Here is a 21,212-nt window from a genome sequence, read left to right as displayed (position 1 = left end):
GAGAAACACATGACCGACGCCTGGGGAACCTTCCCTGCCAGAATGGGCGACCATCAGGCTTTCATCAGCTTCAACCACAGCTTTGCGGAAATCGCCGAAGGCGATCCGCGCACGTCGCTGCTGAGCGTGCGCGTCCCCTTTGCGCATCCGACGCAGGAAGGCCTGCCGACCGGCGACGAATTCGCCGGTCTCGCGCAGATCGAGGATCTGCTGGACGCCACGATCACCGCGAAAGGTGGCGTGCAGGTCGGCCGCATCACCGTCGACGGCCATCGGGATTTCCTTTTCTACGTGCCGTTCGACGAAGAGGCAGCGGCGGAGATCGTCGACGCGCTGGCCGATCAGACGACTTACGCACTGCAGTACGCGCACCAGGACGATCCGGACAAGGAAGCGTACTGGCAGACACTCTACCCGGCCGACGACGACTGGCAGATCATGCGCGACATGCGCGTGCTGGATGAATTGCGGAAGAAAGGCGACGCCAGCGACGTCAGCCGGCGCGTGATGCACTGGGCGTACTTCCCCGACCCGAGCGACGCGCATCAATTCGCGGACTGGGCCGAAGCGAAAGGCTATCCGGTCGAGTCGGTTGCGCCCACCGAAGACGGCAAGTCGGCCGTACGGTTTTCGCATGAAGGCACCATGGCGCTGGCCGACATCACGCGCCATACGATCGCGATCAATCGTGAAGTACGTTCGCTCGGCGGGGAATACGACGGTTGGGAAACCAGCGTCGAACAGGCTGGCTGAGCGGGTTGACCCGCCCGCTGCGCACGACGTGATGCAACGCATCCGGCGCAAAAAATATCCCGGCGGCATTGTTGCGCACCGCCGGGACCAAGGCATCACCGGCCGAAGCCGGCAATGGGCCTGAGGGTTCGCTCAGGCACGAGGAAAGCGATTCGCGCGGATCAGGCGAACGGATGCCGGGGCGCGCAACCGGTGCGATTGCGCCGCCCGCCGAACGCCTGTCCGGTTCCGCCGACGCAGCCTTCCGGCGTCGGACGGGCAAAAAGCCCCCGCTCCTGCGCGAGCGAGCGGGGAAACAGTTGACCGGGCCGGGGAAGAACGGTCAACCGGCCAAATTGTGAGCGCGGGCCGCACAACGATCTGTGCGGCAACTCACCCTTTGGTGACAATGCCGCGGCAACCGGCACGCTCGCGTGCCGCGCGGATCGCGTCATGGCCCGAGCGCAACGCCCGCGACCGGCGCGAGCATCACCACGATGACGGGCGACAGCACCACTGCCCCGATCATCATCCCGCCGTCGGTCGCAAGCGTGATGGGCGTCGCGAACACGCGCACGGCCTTGCCCGCCGTCGTGATGCGGTCGGCGACCTGAATCTTGTACGAATGCGCAAACGACGACCACGTCTTGCCCTGCGCAAAGCCATCGGCCAGATCGCGCGAAGGCCGGCGCGCCCTCCATTTCCAGAGGGCTGCTTCCGTGCTTCATGAAACCATCCTCCCGCGCGCGATCCCAGTCCTCGTCGGTCATGTCCGCGCGACGGAGCTGGAGCGAAAACTTGCCCGAAATCTTGCTGCCCTGTGCGACGAACCCATAAAGCGACGCGTTGATCGATTTGCGGCATGGCGATGCCAGCACGGCGCCGAGATGCTCGGGCATAGCGAAGATGTAGTGATATTTCTTGCCGAGCACGACGAATTTCTTGCCGTCCTCGCTGACGAGAAATCGGTCGACTGTCTCTTCGTATCTGCTGCCTTCGAACAGCATTGCAGTGCAGCCGGCCACACCGGTAGCGACAATGATCGCGCCCGCCGTCAGCAGCGTTCTTCTTTTCATGTCTGGAATTTTATTTTGTTTTAATTCAATCGGATATTTTCAGGCCCGGGCCCAGTTTCCGGTAAGTCGCGGATATTGTCAAAGCAGGTTTATTCTATTTTTCCTGAGCAACCCGATTCGGGCTTCATTTTTATGTGCCGACTTTTTCGAAACCGCGTTTCGCGAACACAAGAACTTGCGTCGTGACAACCCGGCTTCGCCATCAAGCCGGTCAGCTGAAAAGCCAATCCGCGACCATCTCGATCCAGTCGAGATCGCTGGCGATGTCAATGACGGTTTCGCCGACGATTTCGGCAGTCGATGCGGTCGATGCGCCCGTCGCCGTCGCCACCGCCCCCGCCGCAACCGCGCTCGACTTCGCTATTTCGACCGACGCACCGGATCTCGGATCGGCCAGCCGCTCCAGCCAGTCGACAATATTGGCACGCGCATCCTCTTCATCGACGAAATCGTTCCGCTCGAGAAAGCGGTCGAACACGATCCATGCAAGCGTCTTGTTTCGCGAATCGGATTCGAGATGCCAATCGACAACGCCTGTCCGACCGGACGCCCTGATTTCGAGGGTCGCGGTGAAACAGTAATCGAGATACTCGATCTCAAGTTTCGACGACATGGCTTTCTCCGGTCAATCTGCCCTCTCTGTTCTTATGATGACCGCGCGCCGGGTTTCGCGACACTGTGTGAATCTTCGATGAAATTCGCGCGGTGCGTCATTCCCGCTGGCAGTATCGCGATATTCTCGTGGCCTGTCGATATCGATCGCCGACACATGACCGCATTCGATTGCCCCACCGTTTCTCTCTGCGCTTTCGCTCGCGGTTCAGGTTCTGCTGCGAGTCGCTCCGTTTTCGTGTTCCGGTTACTGCCCTGCTTCGCTGTTGTAATCGCACTGCTAAACTCCGGCCAAGACGACCGTTTGCAACACCAGAGGAAACAATGGCACTCGCCCACGCACAACAGAATGGTGTAGAAGTCTGGATTGTCCAGCTTCCCGGGCACGCCCCCTATGCATATACGCACCTCAAGCGGATATTCTCGCCCGACGATACACGACACCGGGTCGTGACGATCGACCTGAAGAAACTGCTGGCATGCGCCGACCGAGACACGACGGACTACGTGCTGCCGCCTGTTCTGTACTGGGCCCCTGGAAAAGCCGCGGGCATTCGCGAATTCCTCGATCCTGAGCAGGACAGGATTCCGGACATGCCGTACATCACGTTTCGCGAGACGAGAACGCGAACGCTGCTCGGCATCCCCGGCCTGTCGAAAGTCGGCGTGGCGTCGTTCCGCAACGGCCAGCATCGCGCGCGCTACCTGGCCCATGCAGGCGCAACGACCCTGCCCGTCGAGGTGCACGAGACGGAAGCCGATCTGCTCGTGCGGTACTGCGGCGAGTAATGGTCGAATACGTTCGATTTTCGCCCGGCGATGGCCGCACATCATGCGACCGTTCGCTCGAATGTCGCCAAGCCGCTACGCCTGTATCGCGTAGATCCGGTCGGTGACCTCCGTGTGGCCGATGCGGCTCGTTTCGATACCCGCCCGTTGCCAGCCGTTGTGCTCATAGAAGCCGATCGCGCGTTCGTTGCCATCCAGCACCTTCAGGTGGACCTTGTCCGCGCCGAGCGTTCGCGCCCAAGCGCGAACGGCTTCGATCATGCGCTTGCCCGTGCCGATTCCGTGATGCGAAGGATGGACGTGCAGGCAGTCGAGCAACACGCCGAGCGCCGGATCGACGGGGCGCTCGGCACTGACGAAGCCCACGGGCACACCGTCCACCTCGGCGATCAGAACCAGGCCCCACTCTGTTTCATTGCGATCGAGATATTGCCGCCACCGGATCGCGTGTTCCGCCGGCACCTCGTCGGACAGGTAAGCCGCCGGCAGGATGTGGTTGTATGCCGTTTGCCAGCTCAGCGTGTGCAGGCGAGCGATGTGGTTTGCGTCTTGCGCTGTCGCGGCACGCAGCGTAGCCCGGGTTTCCGTCATCGGTGGTCACTCCTTCCGCCTGTTCTCGTGATCGGGATGTCTCGTCGCGAAATATACCGCGCGTGGCGGCATGCAAAGCTCAACGTCGCCGCGCTCGAACGATACTGTGTCGGCCTGCCCCGGGAAGACGGAAAAATGAACCTTGGGGAAATCAAACGAGCCGGCGTCTTTTGGGAACGATCGGATTTGCGATCGCGGGCATCATCAGCGTGATCGCGTGGGCCGCGATCGACCGCCGCCTGCGTGTCGCGTTCGACCGGTTGTGCGTGCCGCCGGCCGGTTCCTGCGGTAGCAGCATCGATGTTTGCGCGGCAACGATACACGCCATCGTCGACCTGTTCGCGTATCTGTTCGGGCCGCCCATTCTGTTCGCGGTGCTCGGCGACGGTCTATTTTCACGGCGTCGCCCCGCACACGTTATCGTCGCGTACCTTGCATGCGCCGTCGCCGGACCCTGGCTCGTGACGTTCGCAGGCGCTCGCATCCTTCACGCCGGACGCGATCGCGTCAGCACCTGCCCGTCGGGCACCGCTTCAACTCGTTGCCAGTGCAACGGGATGCCGGCAAAAAAAATCCCGATACCGTAATTGGTTATCGGGATCGAACGGCCCTGCAAAGCATGAGGGCACGAGGAAGTCGATACATTACTCCAATGTAAGACTGTTGCACGTTGTCGGTTCATGCCAAATCCCTGTCTCATTCCGCCACTCAGGCGGTAAAGGACGGCCATAAACGAAAAAAGCCTGCTCACGCGGGACGCGAGCAGGCAAGAAAACGGATCAGCATTCGAGGCACGAGGGCTGTTCAGGGAAGATAACGGCACCGGGAGCGCGAACCTGAGCCCGGAAAGGTAACTTCGCAACATCACGTCGACCGGATACGGCCATACAATCCCGCGTCGAAGATGCTTTGATGGAAACCGGCTGCACAGTGACGATATCCTGTCGCTCCCAACCCTGGCTTTCCGCCAATCGTTCGCAGTTCGCCCGGGCGTGCGAGTAGCGGGGTACCCGACCGTTTAATCGGCCATGTATGGCAAACTTCGGCTCCGGATTGACGCAGCGCGCACTCTTTACTGCAGGGGAATCATGTACGTCTTGATCTATATCGCAGCAGTCGCTGTCGCGAACCTGATGGTCGCTCATTTCGGCCCGGCTGCTACTCCGATCATCGCGTTCCTTCTGATCGGACTGGATCTCGCGATTCGGGACCGGCTCCACCTGGACTGGCGCGGCCGCGCGCTTTGGTCACGGATGTTTGCGTTGATCGCGGCCGCCGGCGTCGTCAGTTACGCGCTCAACCCCGCTGCCAAGGAGATCGCCCTCGCGTCTCTGGTGGCGTTCGGTTCGGCAGCCGTAGCAAGTGCAATCGTGTTTCAACTCGCACGCCGCTTTCCGATACTGGCGCGCGCAAACGGTGCGAACGTCGCGGGTGCGGCTGTCGACTCCATCATCTTTCCGCTGATTGCGTTCGGGACTGTGTTTCCGACGATCGCTGCGTTGCAGTTCATCGCCAAGGTGGCTGGCGGCGCTCTGTGGTCGTGGGTGGTTTTTCGAAACGCTCGAACAGTCCAGGCGGGGATCGCGAGCAACGTGGTCGATCGGTGAGGACGGGTTGGGCGTATAGGGACGTTGTTCGTTGCCGAGGACGTCGTTGCTTCGTTTCGGTTCGCCCGGGATTTTCTCGCTTCGACCAAGTCTTTCTTTGCGGAACAGAGACTGGAGCGTCGTGTTGCGGGTCGAATGCGCGGAAGGCACCAGGATCGAACGAAGATCGTAAAGCGAAGAGGTATGTCATTCCCAATTTTGGAATGACAAAACAAAAACGGCACTGTCTTTTGGGACAGTGCCGTTTTTAACTACTTGTACCGCTTGGAATTCTTTGGGGTGGCTGATGGGACTCGAACCCACGACGACAGGAATCACAATCCTGGACTCTACCAACTGAGCTACAGCCACCACTGTTACTGCTTCTTGTTCTTCGCTGCTTTTGTGTTTCAGCAGCGAAGAACAAGATTATACGAACACTTTTGAATCTTGCAAAGCTTTTTTTTCAAAAGCTTCTTCGGCCTCGTTCAGATGCGCGCGCGCCTCGTCGAACACGGCCAGATCAGCACGTGCAAGCTTCTTGTTGTCGGACAGCACACGACGCCAGCCGCGTGCGCCGGGCATGCCGCGATACAGTCCGAGCGCGTGCCGCACGATCGCGCCGAGGTAGGTTCCGCGCTTCAGTTCGGCCGCGCAGTACTCGATCAGCTTCGCCTCGGCCTCTTCGCGCGTCGGCACCGCTGCAGTCACCCCGTAGAAGCGCGCATCGACCTCCGCGAGCACGTACGGATTGTGATACGCCTCGCGGCCGAGCATCACGCCGTCGACATGCTCGAGATGCTGCGCAACCTCGTCGAGCGTCGTGATGCCGCCGTTGATGACGATCTCGAGCGACGGAAAATCGCGCTTCAATTGATACGCATAGTCGTACTTGAGCGGCGGAATCTCGCGATTCTCCTTCGGCGACAACCCCTTCAGGATCGCATTGCGCGCATGCACGACGAACGTTTTGCAGCCAGCCTCGGCCACCGTGCCAACGAAGTCGCGCACGAACGCGTAGTCGTCTACCGCGTCGACACCGATCCGGTGCTTGACCGTGACCGGCACCGACACCGCATCGCTCATCGCCTTCACGCAGTCGGCGACGAGTTGCGGCTCGTTCATCAGGCACGCGCCGAACGCGCCGCGCTGCACGCGCTCGGACGGGCATCCGCAATTCAGGTTGATTTCGTCGTAACCCCACTGCTCGCCGAGTTTCGCGGCGCGCGCGAGATCGTCGCGCTCGCTGCCGCCCAGTTGCAGCGCGACCGGCGATTCATTCGGCGTGAACGCGAGATGCCGCTGGGCATCGCCGAACAACAGCGCGCCCGTCGTGATCATCTCCGTATACAGCCACGTATCGCGCGTCAGCGTACGGTGGAACGACCGGCAATGGCGGTCGGTCCAGTCGAGCATGGGCGCGACGGATACGCGGCGGGGAGGAAGCGAAGACGGTACGGACATGGATTTCGGGCAACAGGCCAGGCGGCGCGGAAACAACCCGGCATTTTACCGCAAGACGGGCCGTACCTGCCCGGCACGCAGGCTACCCCTCGCCCAGCTCCGCATCGACCGCCCGCCGCGCCTCGTCGAGCACGCGCTCGATCACGCGCCGTTCGGTCAACAGGATCCCGTCGACCTTGACGAGCCGCCAGTCGATCCGCACGGCATCGCCCTGCAGCACGCGGTAGTGCGCATGCTCGCCGTCCCAGACCTGCTCGGTCTTCACCTCGATCTCGAAGCCGCGGTACGGCTCGCTGAAATCGCCGAGGTCGCTGCCTCTCGGTTCCATCGCACGCTCCGTGGCGACGCAGCACCGGCCATCCGGGGCGGCCGGTGCCGTGTGCTCAATCGTATTCGTCGGATAAAAAGGATTTGCCATCGGCCGTCAGGTCGACCCGGTCGCCCGCCGCCTGGTAGATCAGCCCCTCGTTCAGCAACGCGTAGACGACGTCGTCGAACGCGGCGGGAACCGGCCGGCTTTCACCGAACTGGTCGATCCACTTCAGCGCCTCGATGGCTTCGGGAGAAAGGATGGGGGTCATGCGTTGGCCTCCGGCATCGGTGTCGCTCCATCCTAGCACTTCGTCCGGACGTCGAATACCAAGGCAAACGCGCTGCGCCAATGCCGGGCGGCGCCAACGGGCAGGTTGCCCGCGGCGCCGCACCGGCGCAGGACGCGCGGGCTCAGAGGCGCGCGATCGATACTTCGGTCGATTTCACGAGCGCGACGACTTCCGCGCCGACCTTCAGTTCGAGTTCGTCGACCGAACGGGTCGTGATCACGGACGTGACGATGCCGAACGGCGTCTCGACGTCGACCTCGGAGACCACGGAGCCGCGAATGATCTCCTTGACCTTGCCCTTGAACTGGTTACGTACGTTGATTGCAGTGATGCTCATCAGGTTGATCGCTCCGAAGAAAAAGATCTCAGAACGGGCGGCCGTTGCCGCCCGGATTTAAACGGCCCAGCGGATCTGCCCGACCGGTCGAACGTTGTCTGCCTCGTGCGTCGCGTCCTGGCCGGCCGCGCCGGACCCGCCGGCGAGCACGCGTTTCAGCACGCGATCCTCCAGCGCCGCAAATGCGGCCGATGCGCGGGCGCGCGGCCGGTCGAGCGGCACCGGCTGATCCAGCGCCACACGCCCCTGCTCGATGAGCAGGATGCGGTCGCCGAGCGCGACGGCCTCCTGCACGTCGTGCGTGACGAGCAGCGCCGTGAACCGATGTTCGCGCCACAAGCGCTCGATCAGCGCATGCATCTCGATGCGGGTCAGCGCGTCCAGCGCGCCGAGCGGCTCGTCGAGCAACAGCAGTTGCGGCCGGTGCACGAGCGCGCGGGCCAATGCGACGCGCTGCCGCTGGCCGCCCGACAGTTGCGCGGGCCAGTCATTCGCACGCTCCAGCAGGCCGACTTCATCGAGTACCGCGCGTGCCTGGTCGCGCGCGCCGCGCCCGAGGCCCAGCATCACGTTCTGCAGCACGGTCTTCCACGGCAGCAGCCGCGCATCCTGGTACATGATTCGCGTATCGAGCACGCCGCGGCCCTCGGCGCGCGTCTCGAGCGCACCGCTGCTCGGCTGCTCGAGTCCTGCGACGAGACGCAGCAGCGTCGATTTCCCGCAGCCGCTGCGGCCGACGATCGCGACGAAACTGCCGCGCGCGATGCCGAGCTCGACGTTGTCGAGCACCGTGCGTGCGCCGAAGCGCTTGCTGACGCCCGACAGCGTCACCGCATCGTCGGGTGCCGGGCTCCCTGCCCGCCGCCGCGCGAGCGGAACGACGGATGCGCTGCCGTCACGTTCGAGAACCGCCGCATCCCGTGCGTCGCTGTCCGCGACGCGTGCCTGCGCCAGTTCGGCCTCGAGGTCTGCGCCGGCGAGCGGGCCGTAGGCGGCCGCCGAAGTCGTCGCATTCATGCCTTTGCTCCTGATTGATAAGCGGGGTGCCAGCGCAGCGTCACGCGCTCGAGCCATTTCGCCAGCACGTCGGCCAGCTTGCCGAGCACCGCGTACAGCAGGATGCCGACCACCACCACGTCGGTTTGCAGGAATTCACGTGCGTTCATCGTCATGTAGCCGATGCCCGACTGCGCGGAGATCGTTTCCGCGACGATCAGCATCACCCACATCAGCCCGAGCGCGAAGCGCACGCCGACGAGAATCGACGGCAACGCACCGGGCAGGATCACGTCGCGGTACAGCGCGAAGCCGCGCACGCCGTAGCTCTTCGCCATCTCGATCAGGTTCGCGTCGACCGAGCGGATCCCGTGGTACGTGTTGATGTAAACCGGAAAGAACACCCCGAGCGCAACGAGGAACAGCTTCGCCTTCTCGTCGATGCCGAACCACAGGATCACGAGCGGAATCATCGCGAGCGCCGGGATGTTGCGGATCATCTGGATCGTCGAATCGAGCGCGACCTCGGCCGCCTTCGACAAGCCGGTCGCGAGCCCCAGCGCGAGGCCGACGCCGCCGCCGATCGCGAACCCGAACAGCGCGCGCCATGTGCTGACCTTCACGTTCGCCCACATTTCACCCGACGTCACGAGCGACCAGGCCGCTCGCACGACCGCCACGGGCTCGGGCAGCACGCGGGTCGACAGCCAGCCGATGCGCGCGCCGACTTCCCATGCCGCCAGCAGCGCGAGCGGCACGAGCCACGGTGCGACGCCGCGCCATGCGCGGGCGGCCAAAACCGCCCCCGTCGTCGACGTTTTCGTTGTCATCGCAGGCCTCCTGTCACTCAGCTCTGGGCCGCTTTCGGCAGATAGCTGTTGCCGACGATCTCGCCGAACGGGCCGGAGAGCGGGCCCGTTGCCTTCGCCGCGCCGTTGCCCTTGATCAGCGGGAACACGAGTTCCGCGAAACGGTACGACTCTTCCAGGTGCGGATAGCCGGACAGGATGAAAGTCTCGATGCCGAGATCCGCGTATTCGCGCATACGCTCCGCGACCTGCTCCGGATTGCCGACGAGCGCGGTGCCTGCGCCGCCGCGCACGAGGCCGACGCCGGCCCACAGGTTCGGATACACCTCGAGCGCCTCGCGGCCGCCGCGCTTGCCGCCGTGCAGCGCGGCCATCCGGCGCTGGCCTTCCGAATCCATGTTCGCGAAGGCCTTCTGCGCACGTGCGATGGTTTCGTCGTCGAGGCGGCTAATCAGGCGCTCGGCGTCACGCCATGCTTCGTCCTCGGTCTCGCGCACGATCACGTGCAGACGAATGCCGAATTTGATCTTGCGGCCGCGGGCCTCCGCGCGGGCACGAATATCGGCGATCTTCTTCGCGACGGCCTCGGGCGGCTCGCCCCAGGTCAGGTAGGTGTCGATGTGATCGGCCGCGATCTCATGCGCGGCCGGCGACGAGCCGCCGAACCACAGCGGCGGATGCGGACGCTGCACGGGCGGATACAGCGCCTTGCCGCCCTTCGACTGCAGGTGCTTGCCGATGTAGTCGAACCCGCCGTTGTCGTGCGACGCGGACAGCAGCCCGCGCCAGATGTTCAGGAAGTCGTCGGTGATTGCGTAGCGCGTATCGTGATCCGCGAACAGGCCGTCACCTTCGAGCTCTGCGGCATCGCCGCCCGTCACGACGTTGATCAGCAGTCGGCCGCCCGACAGGCGGTCGAATGTCGCAGCCATCCGCGCCGACAGCCCCGGCGACGCGATGCCGGGGCGGATCGCAACCAGGAATTTCAGGCGCTGCGTCGCCGGGATGAGGCTCGACGCAACGACCCACGCATCCTCGCAGGAACGGCCGGTCGGCAGCAGCACGCCCTCGTAGCCGAGCGTGTCGGCCGCAACCGCGACCTGCTTGAAGTAATCGTAATCCGCGGCGCGCGCACCTTCGGCCGTGCCGAGATAGCGGCTGTCGCCGTGCGTGGGGATAAACCAGAACACATTCATCTGCTGCTCCTGCTTGACTGTCCTTGCCGGAATTTGAAAAAACACTGCCCTGCTCGCGTCGCGAATGAGCGGCGCATGCATGGTGTGCGTTCGAATCGGGATGGCTCGCCGGTCAGGCCGTGCAGCGGGCGAGGACGCGATTGCACGGCTGTTTCTGGGAAATCAGTCTAGGGATCGGTGCAGGGCTTTGGAACGATTTTTTTGAGCTTAGGTTTTCCGCTTTCGTGATTAGCACGACGCTGGAGCGAATATCGCGGCGGACGGGCCCTATAATGACGCACCTATCCGAATAACTCCGCGCGGACGGCCCCGGCCGTGCGCGCCTGCGGTGCACTCATCGATGCAGAAAGTCATCCTGCCATTCCTGTCCGGCTTCCTGGCCGCCCTGTTCTTCCGCGAAGCCACGCTCGCCCTCCTTCATACTGCCGACTTGATCGCCGCAACCGGCTTCTCCACGCAGCCGTTCGCGCCGCTCGGCATTCCTGAATTTGTCGCAAATGCGCTGATCAGTGCGTGCTGCGCGATCCCGATGGCGTGGCTGCTGCGCGTCTCGCCGGAACGCGAGGCATCGTGGATCGGCGCGCTGGTGTTCGGCGGCATCGTGCTGACGGCCGCCCGCGTGTTCGCGATCGATCCGCTGCGCGGCATCTGGCCGTCGGGCAACATGATGCCCGTGCTCGCGGCCGGCTTCGCGGCGAACGCGGTATGGGGCTTTGGCGCACTCGTGTTCATGCGTGCATTCATGTCGGACGACGCAGGCGACGAGTAACGCGGGGCGCAAGCGCTACACCCTTCGGCCGCTGTCCGGTCGACATCCATGAAAAAGGCCGCCTGCATGTGCAGGCGGCCTTGTCGTTTCCAGTTCGCTTCGGTCAGCGCGACCGACGTCAGTCCTGCAGATTCCGCAGCGGATGCGTGTCCGGCGTCCACGGGCTATCGAACATCGCGAGCACGTCCGCGCGATCGATATCGGCGGCCGACTTGAAGCGCCAGACCGGCTGGTGGTCCTTGTCGACGATCAGCGCGCGCACGCCTTCGATCACGTCGCCGCGCGCAAACGTCGAGCGCGTGAGATCGAGATCGCGCCGCAGGCAATCGGCCATCGTCGCGCCGCGTGCACGTTCGACGACTTCCAGCGACACGGCCATCGACAGCGGCGACAACTGTTCGCGCATCGCATGGGTCGCCTTCTCGACCCACCCGTCGACGGCCGCGCAATCCTGCTCGGCGTCGAGCGACGCGAGGATCGCGCCGATGTCCGGCTGCGCGAAATGCCGGTCGATCCCGGCACGCGCGTCAGCCAGCGCCGACGTGTCGGGTGTCGGCACGACCTTGTGCGCGGCGGCCGCCTCGGACACGCATGCGACGGCCTGCTCGCCGCTGCCGATGCGCGCGCTGCGCAGCGTATCGAGCAGTGCGGGCAGCACGGCATCGGGCAGATAGACGTCGGCGAGCTGCGCGTACAGCGCGCCGGCCGCGTCGAGTGTCGCGCCGGTCACGGCGAGATAGCGGCCGATCGCGCCGGGCGAGCGCGCGAGAAACCAGCTCATCCCGACGTCGGGGAACAGGCCGATACGCGTTTCCGGCATTGCCATCTTCGTCGAGTCGGTCACGACGCGCAGGCCGCCCGTATGCCGCGCCGCCTGCGAAATCCCCATGCCGCCGCCCATCACGACGCCGTGCATCAGCGCGATGTAAGGCTTCGGATACGTGAAGATCGTGTGGTTCAGCGTGTATTCCTCGATGAAGAACGTGTCGACCGCATCGCGGTCGCCGCGCTGCCACGCATCGTGAAAGAAGCGCACGTCGCCGCCCGCACAGAATGCGCGCGGGTGCGGGCTGTGCACGACGACCGCGACGATCTCGGGATCGTCGCGCCACGCATCGAGCGCCTGCTGCATCAGCCGAATCATGCCGACCGACAGCGCGTTCAGCGCCTTCGGCCGGTTCAGTTCGAGAAAGCCGATGCGGTTCGCGACAGTCGCGCGTACGTCTGGCTGGGCGGATTCGGCGGAAACGGCAGCGGAAGTGGAATCGGTCATGAGGTCATCCGGCAAATGGCAGTCGCACGCTCAGTGCGCCTGCATCTTCGAAAACAGGTTCAATACCACGACGCCGGCGACGATCAGGCCGAGGCCGATCACGGCCGGCAGGTCCGGCACCTGGCGATAGAGCAGCATTGCGACGAGCGTGATCAGCACGATGCCGGCGCCCGACCAGACTGCATAGATGATGCCGACGGGCATCGTGCGCAACGTGAGCGACAGGCAATAGAACGCGATGCCGTAGCCCGCGACGACGAGCAACGACGGCCAGAGGCGCGTGAAGCCGTCCGCCGCGCGCAGCGCCGACGTGCCGATCACTTCCGCGACGATCGCGATCGCGAGCCATGCGTAACCGGGCAGCTGCATCGCTCAGTTCCTTGCGAGGGCCAGCACGGCGTAGTCGTGGCCGAGCTCGGCACACAGCGCCTCGACGACGAATTCGTGGTCGGCGCGCTGCGGCAACCCGGACGCAGTGATCGAGCCGATCACGCCGGCACCGGCGACGGTCAGCGGAAACGCGCCGCCGTGCGGCGCATATTCGGCGATCGGCAGCCCGTGCTTGTCCGCGAGCGTGGCGCCAGCCTGCTGCATGCGCAGGCCGATGGCGTACGAACTGCGGCGGAAATGCGCGACGACGTTGCGCTTGCGGCGCACCCAGTCGGCGTTGTCGGGCGTGGCTCCCGCGAGCGCCGCATAGAACAGCGGCTGGCCGAACGTGACGATGTCGATCGCGACCGCGTGGCCGCGCGACGTCGCGAGTGCATGCATCCGGTTGCCGAGCGCCCACGCGCGGGCCGGGTCGAAATGGGGAAACACGAGCGCCTGTTCCTGCGCGCCGATCGATTGCAGATCGTGAGCGATGTCCATGAATCCGTCGATACAGTAATGAGAGTCGCAACGGTGCCGATGTGATCGCGCACGGCCCCGCTGCCGAAGAGACAAAACAAACCGCTCGATTCTAGCGCACGCACCCGCCGTACCGGCCCCACGAGCGGCGACAAGAAATTGTCAGAAAACGCTTGCACGCGTTCGGGTTACTCCTTATAATTCATTTCTTCGACGGACGCGGGGTGGAGCAGTCTGGCAGCTCGTCGGGCTCATAACCCGAAGGTCGTAGGTTCAAATCCTACCCCCGCAACCAACGTCCAGATTCATGCAAAAAGCCCGGCCCAGCGCCGGGCTTTTTGTTTTTCCGCCGTGCTCCCCGCCCCTCTTCGCGCGCCCGCACCCTCCGGTTCATGCGACACGCGGCCTGCACGCGCAGGCGTTCAAGAATGCCGCGCCCCGGTGATACACTCGCATCACCTCGTCCCTTCCACTCGACATGAAATTCTGCTCCGTCTGCGGTCACGAAGTCATCGCGCGCATTCCTCCGGGCGACAACCGCGAGCGCTTCGTCTGCGATCAATGCGGCACGATCCACTACCAGAATCCGCGCAACGTCGTCGGCACGGTCCCGGTCTGGGGCGATCAGATCCTGCTGTGCCGCCGTGCGATCGAACCGCGCTACGGGTTCTGGACGCTGCCCGCGGGCTTCATGGAAATGGGCGAGACGACGGCTGAAGCCGCTGCGCGCGAAACGCTCGAGGAAGCCGGCGCACGCGTCGAGGTGCAGAACCTATTCACGCTGCTCAACGTGCCGCACGTGCACCAGGTCCACCTGTTCTACCTCGCGCGGCTCACCGATCCGGGGTTCGAGGCCGGCGAGGAAAGCCTCGAAGTGAAGCTGTTCGACGAAGCCGACATCCCGTGGGATGAGATCGCGTTCCCGACCGTCAGCCAGACCCTGCGATTCTTCTTCGCCGATCGCGCCGCGGGCGACTACGGCGTGCACACCGGCGATATCTTCCGCTCGCTGCGCAACGGCTGAGCCCCCACCCCATGGTCCCCTGGCTCGGCCCGGACGATCCGTTTCCGCCCATCGAACGCGCGCTCGGCCCCGCGACCGGCGCGCCCGGGCTGCTCGCCGCGAGCGCCGACCTGCTGCCGTCGCGCCTCATCGACGCGTACCTGCGCGGCATCTTCCCGTGGTATTCGGACGGCCAGCCCGTGCTGTGGTGGAGCCCCGACCCGCGCATGATCCTCGTGCCGGCCGAATTCAAGGTGTCGCCCTCACTGCGCAAGACGCTGAAGCGTGTACTGCGCGAGCCGGAATGGGAAGTGCGCGTCGACTACGACTTCCCGGGCGTGATGCGCGCCTGCGCGCAGGCGCCGCGCCGCGGACAGCGCGGCACGTGGATCACGGCCGAGATCATTGACGCGTACACGTCACTCTACCGCTCCGGCAACGCGCACAGCATCGAGACGTGGCGCGACGGGCGACGCGTCGGCGGCCTGTACGGCGTGTCGTTCGGGCGGATGTTTTTCGGCGAGTCGATGTATGCGGACGCGACCGACGCATCGAAAATCGCGCTGGCCACGCTCATCGCGCACCTTCGCGAGCAGGGGCTGGAGATGATAGACTGCCAGCAGAATACGTCGCATCTAGCGTCGCTCGGCGGCCGCGAGATCGCACGCAAGGCCTTCGTCGCTCACGTGCGCAGCGCGGTAGCCGAACCGCCGATTCCGTGGCAGTTCGACAAGCGCGTGCTCGCCGCGCTGACGGGCCGCGCCGAAACGGCGGCCCCCTTCGGAATCGAGCGCTAGCGCGGCACTCCCTCCCTGCAACGAGAGCTGCCCATGACTCACCCGACTGAGCTGCCGCTTTCACCGCTTTCGGCGCTGCAATTCTATGCAACGGCGCCCTATCCGTGCAGCTATCTGGACGGCCGCGTCGCGCGCTCGCAAGTCGCGACGCCGAGCCACCTGATCAACTCCGACATCTACACCGAGCTCGTCAAGGCCGGCTTCCGGCGCTCGGGCGTGTTCACGTATCGGCCGTACTGCGACGGCTGCCGTGCCTGCGTGCCGGTGCGTGTGCCCGTCGACGCGTTCGCGCCATCGCGCACGCAGCGCCGGATGTGGAAACGGCACCGCACGCTCGTCGCGACGGTTTCGCCGCTGCACTACGACGAAGAGCACTACGCGCTCTACATGCGCTACCAGTCCGCGCGCCACGCGGGCGGCGGCATGGATCGCGACAGCCGCGACCAGTACGAACAATTCCTGCTGCAGAGCCGGATCAACTCGCGCCTCGTCGAATTCCGCGACCTCGACGCACCGGGCGGCGAGCCCGGCAAGCTGCGCATGGTCAGCATGATCGACATCCTCGGCGACGGGCTGTCGTCCGTCTACACGTTCTTCGAGCCCGACGACCAGCACACGAGCTACGGCACCTACAACATCCTGTGGCAGATCGAGCAGGCGAAGAGCCTCGGCCTGCCCTACGTGTACCTCGGCTACTGGATCCGCGAGAGCCCGAAGATGGCCTACAAGGCGAACTTCCACCCGCTCGAAGGGTTGGTCGACGGCCGCTGGAAGATACTCGATCCGGAACGGATCGACCTGCCGCCCGTCGACGCGGCGCTGGCCCGCGCGCCGTTGCCGGGCGGGCACTCCGGCTCGGACTGACGCGCGTCGCGGGGGTAACGAAGCAAAGCGCGCCCCTGCCGCGCAACTCCCGGTAAAATAGCGGGTTGTCATTCATTCCGGCTGCCCGCCCAATTCCCGTGTTCAGTTCCCTCTATCCGCTGGCCCGCGCATCCCTGTTCAAGATGGATGCGGAAGACGCCCACCACCTTACGCTGCGCGCGCTCGGCGCGGCCGGCCGCACGGGCCTTGCCTGCGCGCTGTCGGCCCGCGTGCCCGACGCACCGCGCACCGTGATGGGGCTCACGTTCCGCAACCCGGTGGGCCTTGCGGCCGGCCTCGACAAGGACGGCGCGGCCATCGACGGCCTCGCGGCGCTCGGCTTCGGCTTCATCGAGGTCGGCACGGTCACGCCGCGCCCGCAGCCCGGCAACCCGCGGCCGCGGATGTTCCGCCTGCCGCAGGCCGAAGCACTGATCAACCGGATGGGCTTCAACAACCACGGCGTCGACCAGTTCGTGAAGAACGTCCAGGCAGCCCGATATCGCGGCATCCTCGGCCTGAACATCGGCAAGAACGCCGATACGCCGATCGAGCGTGCCGCCGAGGATTACCTGTACTGCCTCGAGCGCGTGTACCCGTTCGCGAGCTACGTGACGATCAACATCTCGTCGCCGAACACGAAGAACCTGCGCCAGCTACAGGGCGCGGGCGAGCTCGATGCGCTGCTCGCGGCACTGAAGGACAAGCAGCAGCGCCTCGCCGACCTGCACGGCAAGCTCGTGCCGCTCGCGCTGAAGATCGCACCCGATCTCGACGACGAACAGGTCAAGGAAATCGGCGACACGCTGCTGCGCCACAAGATCGAAGCGGTCATCGCCACCAACACGACGCTGTCGCGCGCAGCTGTCCAGGGCCTGCCGCATGCGGACGAAGCCGGCGGCCTGTCGGGCCGCCCGGTGTTCGACGCGTCGAACGAAGTGATCCGCAAGCTGCACGCCGAAGTCGGCAGCGAAGTGCCGATCATCGGCGTCGGCGGCATTTTCTCCGGCGAGGATGCCCGCGCGAAACTCGCGGCCGGCGCGGCGCTCGTCCAGCTTTATACCGGCTTCATCTACCGCGGCCCGGCGCTTGTGTCGGAATGCGTGAAGGCGATCGCCCGCGAACGCACCGCGTAATATAGACATAAACAAACTATATTTAGTGGTCGATAGCGTTTTTGCTATCATCGACCGCACTATCAGAATCATTGACCCGGACAGGGCAAGGACACACACGATGAAATTTTCGCTGCTGAAGAAGCTGCTGGTTGCCGGCCTGATCGGCACGTCGTTCACCGCCGCAACCGCGCATGCGGCCGACCTCCTCGACCAGGTGAAACAACGCGGCACGCTGCGGGTCGGCCTCGAAGGCACGTTCCCGCCGTTCAACTCGAAGAACCCGCAAGGCGAACTCGTCGGCTTCGACGTCGACATCGCGAAGGCCGTCGCCGCGAAGCTCGGCGTGAAAGCCGAATTCGTGACGACCGAATGGAGCGGCATCATCGCCGGCCTGCAGGCCGGCAAGTTCGACGTGATCGCCAACCAGGTCGGCATCACCGACAAGCGCAAGGAGACGCTCGACTTCTCGCCGGCGTACACGTACTCGTCCGCGCAGCTGATCCAGCGCAAGGACGACACGCGTGACTTCAAGTCGCTGGAAGACCTGAAAGGCAAGAAGCTCGGCGTCGCGCTCGGCACGAACTACATGGACATGGCGAAGTCGGTGCCCGGCATCGACGTGAAGACGTACCCGGGCGCGCCCGAGTACCTGCGCGACCTCGCGGCCGGCCGTCTCGACGCGGCGCTCAACGACCGCCTGATGCTCGCGTACCTGACGAAGAATTCGCAGCTGCCGCTGCGCCCGGGCGCGAACGTCGGCTCGGCGAACCCGTCGGGCATCCCGTTCAAGAAGGGCAACCCGAAGTTCCAGAAGGCGATCGACGACGCGATGGCGCAACTCGAAGCCGATGGCACCTTCACGAAGATCTCGGACAAGTGGTTCGGCATCGACGTGACGAAGCCGATCAAGTAAGCACGCCTGCATTTCCCGCCTGACGGCGGGCCGGAAAGGGCGGCATCCGTAACGATGCCGCCCTTTGTTTTATTCGTCCGGTTTATGATTGCGCTTTCGCGCACGCATTCGATTCGTATTCCATGTCGACAACGTCCCTGCTCGTCCAATCGCTGCCGGTGCTCGCCCAGGGCGCCGTACTGACCGTCAAGTTCGCCGTGCTGTCGATGGTGTTCGGCCTGCTTGGCGCCGTCGTGCTCGCGATGATGGGCATCCGGCAAAGCGAAGCACTCGACGGCTTCGAACGCATCTGGGTCAACGCGCTCGCGTGGCTGGCACGCGCGTATGTGAGCCTGATGCGCGGCACGCCGCTGCTCGTGCAGATCTTCGTCATCTATTACGGGCTGCCGAGCCTCGGCATCTCGCTCGACCCGACCCCCGCCGGCGTCATCGCGCTGTCCGCGAACGTCGCGGCCTACATGTCGGAAAGCATGCGCGGCGCGATCAACGGGATCGCGCGCGGCCAGTGGCTCGCCGCGTACAGCCTCGGGCTGTCGTGGGGGCAGACGCTGCGCTACGTGATCGGTCCGCAGGCGCTGCGCATCGCGGTGCCGAGCCTGTCGAACAGCCTGATCAGCCTGATCAAGGACACGTCGCTCGTGTCCGTGATCACCGTGACCGAACTGCTGCGCAGCGCGCAGGAAGTGATCGCGGCCACCTACCAGCCGCTGCCGCTCTATCTCGCCGCCGCGGCCGTGTACTGGATTCTGTGCCAGATCCTCGAGTGGGTGCAGCGCTGGTACGAAAAACGCCTGTCGCTGCCGTCGCGGCACTGAGCGCACGCCATCCGCCGGGCCGCACCCGCGTGCCCGGCTCCCGCCTTCCCGCTTACTCGCCCGAATATCGCACACCGAGCGCCGCTCGCGCGGCATCGGTCATCGCGATCATCTGCCGCGAATGGTCGTGCGTCATGATCGGGCTTTCGGTCTTGCCCGCGCGCAGCAGGTCGCAGAAATGCGCGGTCTCGTAGTTCAGCCCGCCGCCGTCGATCGGCGCGTCGAGTTCGACGGTGCGCCCGTCCGCATAGCGGATCGTCGCACGCGCCGGGTTCCACCACTTTTCGTGAATCGTCACGTGGCCGCCGGCCGCGGCGATCAGCGCGTCGCCGCGCCCCATCACGTCGAGCCCGCAAAAGAGCTGCGCGATCCCGCCGTTCGCATGCACGCTGTTCAGGCTCGCGAACAGGTCGACGCCGGTTGCGCCGATGCGGCCGAGCGTCTGCACGTCGAGCGCCGCGCCGAGCCAGTCGACCGCGAGAAACGCCTCGTAGATCCCGATATCGAGCAGCGCACCGCCCGCGCGATCGAGACGATAGACGGAATGGTCGTCCGGTACCGACGACGACGCGCATCCTGCCCGCACGAGCCGGATCTCGCCGATCGGATCGTCATGCAGGTGCGCGCGCAACTGACGGTACAGCGGAAAGAACGGCGGCTTCATCGCCTCCATGAAAAGCCGCCCGGCGTCGTGTGCCGCACGCAGCACGGTGTCGAGCTGGGCCGCGTTCAGCGTCGCGGGCTTCTCGCACAGCACGGCCTTGCCGGCAGCAAGCGCGGCCAGCGTGTACTGCGCGTGACTGTCATGGAGCGTCGCGATGTAGACCGCGTCGATATCGCTCGCGAGGAGTGCTTCGAGGCTGGCGGCAGGCGTGCCGCCGCACGCTTCGCAAAAGGCGGCCGCGGCATCGGCGCGGCGGGCCCAGGCACCGGCGAGCGTGGCGCCCGGCACGTGGGCGAGGCTTTGCGCGAAGCGGCGCGCGATGCTGCCTGTGCCGACGATGCCGAAGCGCACCGGGCGATGGTCGTTGTCGTTCATCCTGATCTTCCGTGTCGGTCGTATGACGGTGGCCGGCACGCTGCCGGCCGGCCGTCATGATAAACGGCACGGCGGCACACGGTTGAGCGACACGCGCAGCGTCAGGCGCGCATGGGTACGTCGACGGAGAAATCGCGCGAGATCTCGTCGGCGCTGAAATCGATCAGCGCGAGCGAAGCGGCTTCGGCTTCGCGCGGATCGCGACGCTCGATCGCGTCGACCACACGCGCATGCGCCTTCACCACGACGTCGTGCGCACCTTCCTTCTGCACGACACGCGGATTCACGAGACGCACCGCACCGCGCACGATCGCCGCCATCTGCTGGAAGAACTGGTTGCCGCTCGCCTGGACGATCCGCGTGTGCAGCAACTCGTCCGCCGTGTCGTAGCCGGAATCGCCCGGCTGCAGCACCTTGAACGCATCGAACGCTTCGCGGATGCCCGCGATGTCGGCTGCCGTTGCACGCACCGCCGCCTGCGCGGTGGCGCGCGGTTCGATCAGCATCCGGAATTCGATGACGTCGCGCATGAACTGCGGATCGGGTTTCGCCCGGAACCGCCAACTCACCACGTCTTCGTCGATCATGCGCCAGTCACGCATCGGCCGCACGCGCGTGCCGACTTTCGGACGCACGTCGAGCATGTCGCGCGCAAGCAACATCGACAATGCTTCCCGCATCACGGTGCGACTCACATCGAACTCTTTCGACAGCACATCCTGCGGCGGCAAGATGCCGCCGTACTTGTCCTCGACGATACCCGAGACAAGCCCATCCATCACTTTGGCGACCAGTGACCGGTCTTTGCCCTGCTCCATGACACCTCCCCGTGCGTCGATTTGCGAACACCTGCTCCGCAGTTCCGCCGGCCCTGGTTACGACTGTTCTTATGATCTATAAGTTGATGAGTTCGAGGATATTTCGCTATCTGGTAAACACCTGACAGGGTTATCCCTCTTTTTGACGGGGTGATTTATACGAC

Annotated in this window: 26 protein-coding genes and 2 tRNA genes; 12 read left to right on the top strand and 16 right to left on the bottom strand. The window is 64.8% G+C overall.

Annotation, left to right across the window (positions count from 1 at the left end; genetic code table 11):
- Positions 1–9: 9 nt before the first annotated feature.
- Positions 10–753 (top strand): DUF695 domain-containing protein, encoded by a 744-nt coding sequence (locus B7G54_RS09955; protein WP_085038946.1) that lies wholly within the window; start codon positions 10–12, stop codon positions 751–753.
- A gap of 161 nt (positions 754–914) precedes the next feature.
- On the opposite strand, the gene B7G54_RS09950 is transcribed toward B7G54_RS09955, so the two are convergent.
- Both B7G54_RS09950 and B7G54_RS09945 read right to left on the bottom strand, forming a co-directional pair.
- A complete protein-coding gene (locus B7G54_RS09950) occupies positions 915–1,808 on the bottom strand; it encodes a hypothetical protein (RefSeq protein ID WP_244289314.1) in 894 nt (297 codons plus the stop codon).
- 211 nt (positions 1,809–2,019) lie between these two features.
- Positions 2,020–2,286: a hypothetical protein gene (locus B7G54_RS09945; protein WP_244289313.1), complete on the bottom strand. Its 267-nt coding sequence runs from the start codon at positions 2,284–2,286 to the stop codon at positions 2,020–2,022.
- Positions 2,287–2,744: 458 nt separating this feature from the next.
- Between B7G54_RS09945 and B7G54_RS09940 the strand changes: the two genes are divergently transcribed.
- Positions 2,745–3,209 (top strand): plasmid fertility inhibition factor family protein, encoded by a 465-nt coding sequence (locus B7G54_RS09940; protein WP_085038944.1) that lies wholly within the window; start codon positions 2,745–2,747, stop codon positions 3,207–3,209.
- 75 nt (positions 3,210–3,284) lie between these two features.
- Here the strand turns inward: B7G54_RS09940 and B7G54_RS09935 are convergent, their stop codons facing one another.
- Positions 3,285–3,800, bottom strand: coding sequence for a GNAT family N-acetyltransferase (locus B7G54_RS09935; RefSeq protein ID WP_085038943.1), 516 nt, complete (start codon positions 3,798–3,800; stop codon positions 3,285–3,287).
- A 170-nt stretch (positions 3,801–3,970) separates the two neighbouring features.
- Here B7G54_RS09935 and B7G54_RS09930 point away from each other — a divergent pair, with 170 nt between their 5' ends.
- Both B7G54_RS09930 and B7G54_RS09925 read left to right on the top strand, forming a co-directional pair.
- The gene (locus B7G54_RS09930; protein ID WP_175130485.1) at positions 3,971–4,387 is read left to right on the top strand and encodes a hypothetical protein; all 417 of its coding nucleotides are present in this window, start codon (positions 3,971–3,973) and stop codon (positions 4,385–4,387) included.
- Between the two features lie 501 nt (positions 4,388–4,888).
- Entirely contained in the window at positions 4,889–5,407 is a 519-nt protein-coding gene (locus tag B7G54_RS09925) for a VUT family protein (protein ID WP_085038942.1), read from the top strand.
- Positions 5,408–5,682: 275 nt separating this feature from the next.
- On the opposite strand, the gene B7G54_RS09920 is transcribed toward B7G54_RS09925, so the two are convergent.
- From B7G54_RS09920 to ssuD, 8 genes are all read right to left on the bottom strand, one after another.
- Positions 5,683–5,758: transfer RNA gene (locus B7G54_RS09920), tRNA-His, on the bottom strand.
- Between the two features lie 57 nt (positions 5,759–5,815).
- The gene (gene dusA, locus B7G54_RS09915; RefSeq protein WP_244289325.1) at positions 5,816–6,802 is read right to left on the bottom strand and encodes a tRNA dihydrouridine(20/20a) synthase DusA; all 987 of its coding nucleotides are present in this window, start codon (positions 6,800–6,802) and stop codon (positions 5,816–5,818) included.
- A gap of 130 nt (positions 6,803–6,932) precedes the next feature.
- Positions 6,933–7,178 (bottom strand): hypothetical protein, encoded by a 246-nt coding sequence (locus tag B7G54_RS09910; protein WP_011351864.1) that lies wholly within the window; start codon positions 7,176–7,178, stop codon positions 6,933–6,935.
- A 55-nt stretch (positions 7,179–7,233) separates the two neighbouring features.
- Positions 7,234–7,431, bottom strand: coding sequence for a hypothetical protein (locus B7G54_RS09905; protein WP_085039189.1), 198 nt, complete (start codon positions 7,429–7,431; stop codon positions 7,234–7,236).
- A 142-nt stretch (positions 7,432–7,573) separates the two neighbouring features.
- Positions 7,574–7,789: a TOBE domain-containing protein gene (locus B7G54_RS09900; RefSeq protein ID WP_006476104.1), complete on the bottom strand. Its 216-nt coding sequence runs from the start codon at positions 7,787–7,789 to the stop codon at positions 7,574–7,576.
- A gap of 57 nt (positions 7,790–7,846) precedes the next feature.
- Positions 7,847–8,806, bottom strand: coding sequence for an ATP-binding cassette domain-containing protein (locus tag B7G54_RS09895; RefSeq protein ID WP_085038940.1), 960 nt, complete (start codon positions 8,804–8,806; stop codon positions 7,847–7,849).
- Positions 8,803–9,615, bottom strand: coding sequence for an aliphatic sulfonate ABC transporter permease SsuC (gene ssuC / locus B7G54_RS09890; protein ID WP_085038939.1), 813 nt, complete (start codon positions 9,613–9,615; stop codon positions 8,803–8,805). The genes B7G54_RS09895 and ssuC overlap by 4 nt, the downstream gene beginning before the upstream one ends.
- A 17-nt stretch (positions 9,616–9,632) precedes the next feature.
- Positions 9,633–10,790 carry an FMNH2-dependent alkanesulfonate monooxygenase gene (gene ssuD / locus B7G54_RS09885; protein ID WP_085038938.1) on the bottom strand — a complete coding sequence of 386 codons (1,158 nt, stop codon included), beginning with the start codon at positions 10,788–10,790 and terminating at the stop codon, positions 9,633–9,635.
- 340 nt (positions 10,791–11,130) lie between these two features.
- On the opposite strand from ssuD, the gene B7G54_RS09880 reads away from it, so the two are divergent.
- Positions 11,131–11,559 carry a hypothetical protein gene (locus B7G54_RS09880; protein WP_006484223.1) on the top strand — a complete coding sequence of 143 codons (429 nt, stop codon included), beginning with the start codon at positions 11,131–11,133 and terminating at the stop codon, positions 11,557–11,559.
- Between the two features lie 118 nt (positions 11,560–11,677).
- Here B7G54_RS09880 and B7G54_RS09875 read toward each other — a convergent pair whose 3' ends face one another.
- From B7G54_RS09875 to B7G54_RS09865, 3 genes are read right to left on the bottom strand one after another with little or no spacing between them, the layout of a single operon-like run.
- On the bottom strand, positions 11,678–12,832 hold the full coding sequence (locus B7G54_RS09875) for an enoyl-CoA hydratase/isomerase family protein (protein ID WP_085038937.1): 1,155 nt from the start codon (positions 12,830–12,832) through the stop codon (positions 11,678–11,680).
- A gap of 30 nt (positions 12,833–12,862) precedes the next feature.
- Complete coding sequence (locus B7G54_RS09870; RefSeq protein WP_374101787.1) at positions 12,863–13,195, bottom strand: DMT family transporter; 333 nt, start codon at positions 13,193–13,195, stop codon at positions 12,863–12,865.
- Between the two features lie 9 nt (positions 13,196–13,204).
- Positions 13,205–13,702 carry a heme-degrading domain-containing protein gene (locus B7G54_RS09865; protein ID WP_085038936.1) on the bottom strand — a complete coding sequence of 166 codons (498 nt, stop codon included), beginning with the start codon at positions 13,700–13,702 and terminating at the stop codon, positions 13,205–13,207.
- Between the two features lie 197 nt (positions 13,703–13,899).
- Between B7G54_RS09865 and B7G54_RS09860 the strand changes: the two genes are divergently transcribed.
- The 7 genes from B7G54_RS09860 (at position 13,900) to B7G54_RS09830 (ending at position 19,191) form a co-directional block, all read left to right on the top strand.
- Positions 13,900–13,976 (top strand) — tRNA-Met (locus tag B7G54_RS09860).
- 183 nt (positions 13,977–14,159) lie between these two features.
- Entirely contained in the window at positions 14,160–14,705 is a 546-nt protein-coding gene (locus B7G54_RS09855) for an NUDIX hydrolase (protein ID WP_085038935.1), read from the top strand.
- An 11-nt stretch (positions 14,706–14,716) separates the two neighbouring features.
- A complete protein-coding gene (gene aat, locus B7G54_RS09850) occupies positions 14,717–15,481 on the top strand; it encodes a leucyl/phenylalanyl-tRNA--protein transferase (protein WP_085038934.1) in 765 nt (254 codons plus the stop codon).
- A gap of 33 nt (positions 15,482–15,514) precedes the next feature.
- Positions 15,515–16,345 carry an arginyltransferase gene (locus tag B7G54_RS09845; RefSeq protein WP_085038933.1) on the top strand — a complete coding sequence of 277 codons (831 nt, stop codon included), beginning with the start codon at positions 15,515–15,517 and terminating at the stop codon, positions 16,343–16,345.
- A gap of 98 nt (positions 16,346–16,443) precedes the next feature.
- A complete protein-coding gene (locus B7G54_RS09840; RefSeq protein WP_085038932.1) occupies positions 16,444–17,481 on the top strand; it encodes a quinone-dependent dihydroorotate dehydrogenase in 1,038 nt (345 codons plus the stop codon).
- A 100-nt stretch (positions 17,482–17,581) separates the two neighbouring features.
- Positions 17,582–18,376 carry a cystine ABC transporter substrate-binding protein gene (locus B7G54_RS09835; RefSeq protein ID WP_085038931.1) on the top strand — a complete coding sequence of 265 codons (795 nt, stop codon included), beginning with the start codon at positions 17,582–17,584 and terminating at the stop codon, positions 18,374–18,376.
- A gap of 122 nt (positions 18,377–18,498) precedes the next feature.
- The gene (locus tag B7G54_RS09830; RefSeq protein WP_006484207.1) at positions 18,499–19,191 is read left to right on the top strand and encodes an amino acid ABC transporter permease; all 693 of its coding nucleotides are present in this window, start codon (positions 18,499–18,501) and stop codon (positions 19,189–19,191) included.
- A 52-nt stretch (positions 19,192–19,243) separates the two neighbouring features.
- Here B7G54_RS09830 and B7G54_RS09825 read toward each other — a convergent pair whose 3' ends face one another.
- Positions 19,244–20,230: a Gfo/Idh/MocA family protein gene (locus B7G54_RS09825; protein WP_085038930.1), complete on the bottom strand. Its 987-nt coding sequence runs from the start codon at positions 20,228–20,230 to the stop codon at positions 19,244–19,246.
- A gap of 101 nt (positions 20,231–20,331) precedes the next feature.
- Positions 20,332–21,048, bottom strand: coding sequence for a FadR/GntR family transcriptional regulator (locus B7G54_RS09820; RefSeq protein ID WP_027787640.1), 717 nt, complete (start codon positions 21,046–21,048; stop codon positions 20,332–20,334).
- Positions 21,049–21,212 lie beyond the last annotated feature (164 nt).

Origin of the sequence: Burkholderia puraquae (genome assembly GCF_002099195.1) — a bacterium.
GTDB lineage: Bacteria > Pseudomonadota > Gammaproteobacteria > Burkholderiales > Burkholderiaceae > Burkholderia > Burkholderia puraquae.
Note: the sequence above shows the minus strand (reverse complement) of the source record. Positions and strands in the feature narration are given on the sequence as shown.

Coding starts and splice junctions, on each gene's coding strand:
- B7G54_RS09955 (WP_085038946.1), top strand. CDS start 10: ATGACCGACGCCTGGGGAACCTTCCCTGCCAGAATGGGCGACCATCAG.
- B7G54_RS09950 (WP_244289314.1), bottom strand. CDS start 1,808: ATGAAAAGAAGAACGCTGCTGACGGCGGGCGCGATCATTGTCGCTACC.
- B7G54_RS09940 (WP_085038944.1), top strand. CDS start 2,745: ATGGCACTCGCCCACGCACAACAGAATGGTGTAGAAGTCTGGATTGTC.
- B7G54_RS09935 (WP_085038943.1), bottom strand. CDS start 3,800: ATGACGGAAACCCGGGCTACGCTGCGTGCCGCGACAGCGCAAGACGCA.
- B7G54_RS09925 (WP_085038942.1), top strand. CDS start 4,889: ATGTACGTCTTGATCTATATCGCAGCAGTCGCTGTCGCGAACCTGATG.
- dusA (WP_244289325.1), bottom strand. CDS start 6,802: ATGCTCGACTGGACCGACCGCCATTGCCGGTCGTTCCACCGTACGCTG.
- B7G54_RS09910 (WP_011351864.1), bottom strand. CDS start 7,178: ATGGAACCGAGAGGCAGCGACCTCGGCGATTTCAGCGAGCCGTACCGC.
- B7G54_RS09905 (WP_085039189.1), bottom strand. CDS start 7,431: ATGACCCCCATCCTTTCTCCCGAAGCCATCGAGGCGCTGAAGTGGATC.
- B7G54_RS09900 (WP_006476104.1), bottom strand. CDS start 7,789: ATGAGCATCACTGCAATCAACGTACGTAACCAGTTCAAGGGCAAGGTC.
- B7G54_RS09895 (WP_085038940.1), bottom strand. CDS start 8,806: ATGAATGCGACGACTTCGGCGGCCGCCTACGGCCCGCTCGCCGGCGCA.
- ssuC (WP_085038939.1), bottom strand. CDS start 9,615: ATGACAACGAAAACGTCGACGACGGGGGCGGTTTTGGCCGCCCGCGCA.
- ssuD (WP_085038938.1), bottom strand. CDS start 10,790: ATGAATGTGTTCTGGTTTATCCCCACGCACGGCGACAGCCGCTATCTC.
- B7G54_RS09880 (WP_006484223.1), top strand. CDS start 11,131: ATGCAGAAAGTCATCCTGCCATTCCTGTCCGGCTTCCTGGCCGCCCTG.
- B7G54_RS09875 (WP_085038937.1), bottom strand. CDS start 12,832: ATGACCGATTCCACTTCCGCTGCCGTTTCCGCCGAATCCGCCCAGCCA.
- B7G54_RS09865 (WP_085038936.1), bottom strand. CDS start 13,702: ATGGACATCGCTCACGATCTGCAATCGATCGGCGCGCAGGAACAGGCG.
- B7G54_RS09855 (WP_085038935.1), top strand. CDS start 14,160: ATGAAATTCTGCTCCGTCTGCGGTCACGAAGTCATCGCGCGCATTCCT.
- aat (WP_085038934.1), top strand. CDS start 14,717: ATGGTCCCCTGGCTCGGCCCGGACGATCCGTTTCCGCCCATCGAACGC.
- B7G54_RS09845 (WP_085038933.1), top strand. CDS start 15,515: ATGACTCACCCGACTGAGCTGCCGCTTTCACCGCTTTCGGCGCTGCAA.
- B7G54_RS09835 (WP_085038931.1), top strand. CDS start 17,582: ATGAAATTTTCGCTGCTGAAGAAGCTGCTGGTTGCCGGCCTGATCGGC.
- B7G54_RS09830 (WP_006484207.1), top strand. CDS start 18,499: ATGTCGACAACGTCCCTGCTCGTCCAATCGCTGCCGGTGCTCGCCCAG.
- B7G54_RS09825 (WP_085038930.1), bottom strand. CDS start 20,230: ATGAACGACAACGACCATCGCCCGGTGCGCTTCGGCATCGTCGGCACA.
- B7G54_RS09820 (WP_027787640.1), bottom strand. CDS start 21,048: ATGGAGCAGGGCAAAGACCGGTCACTGGTCGCCAAAGTGATGGATGGG.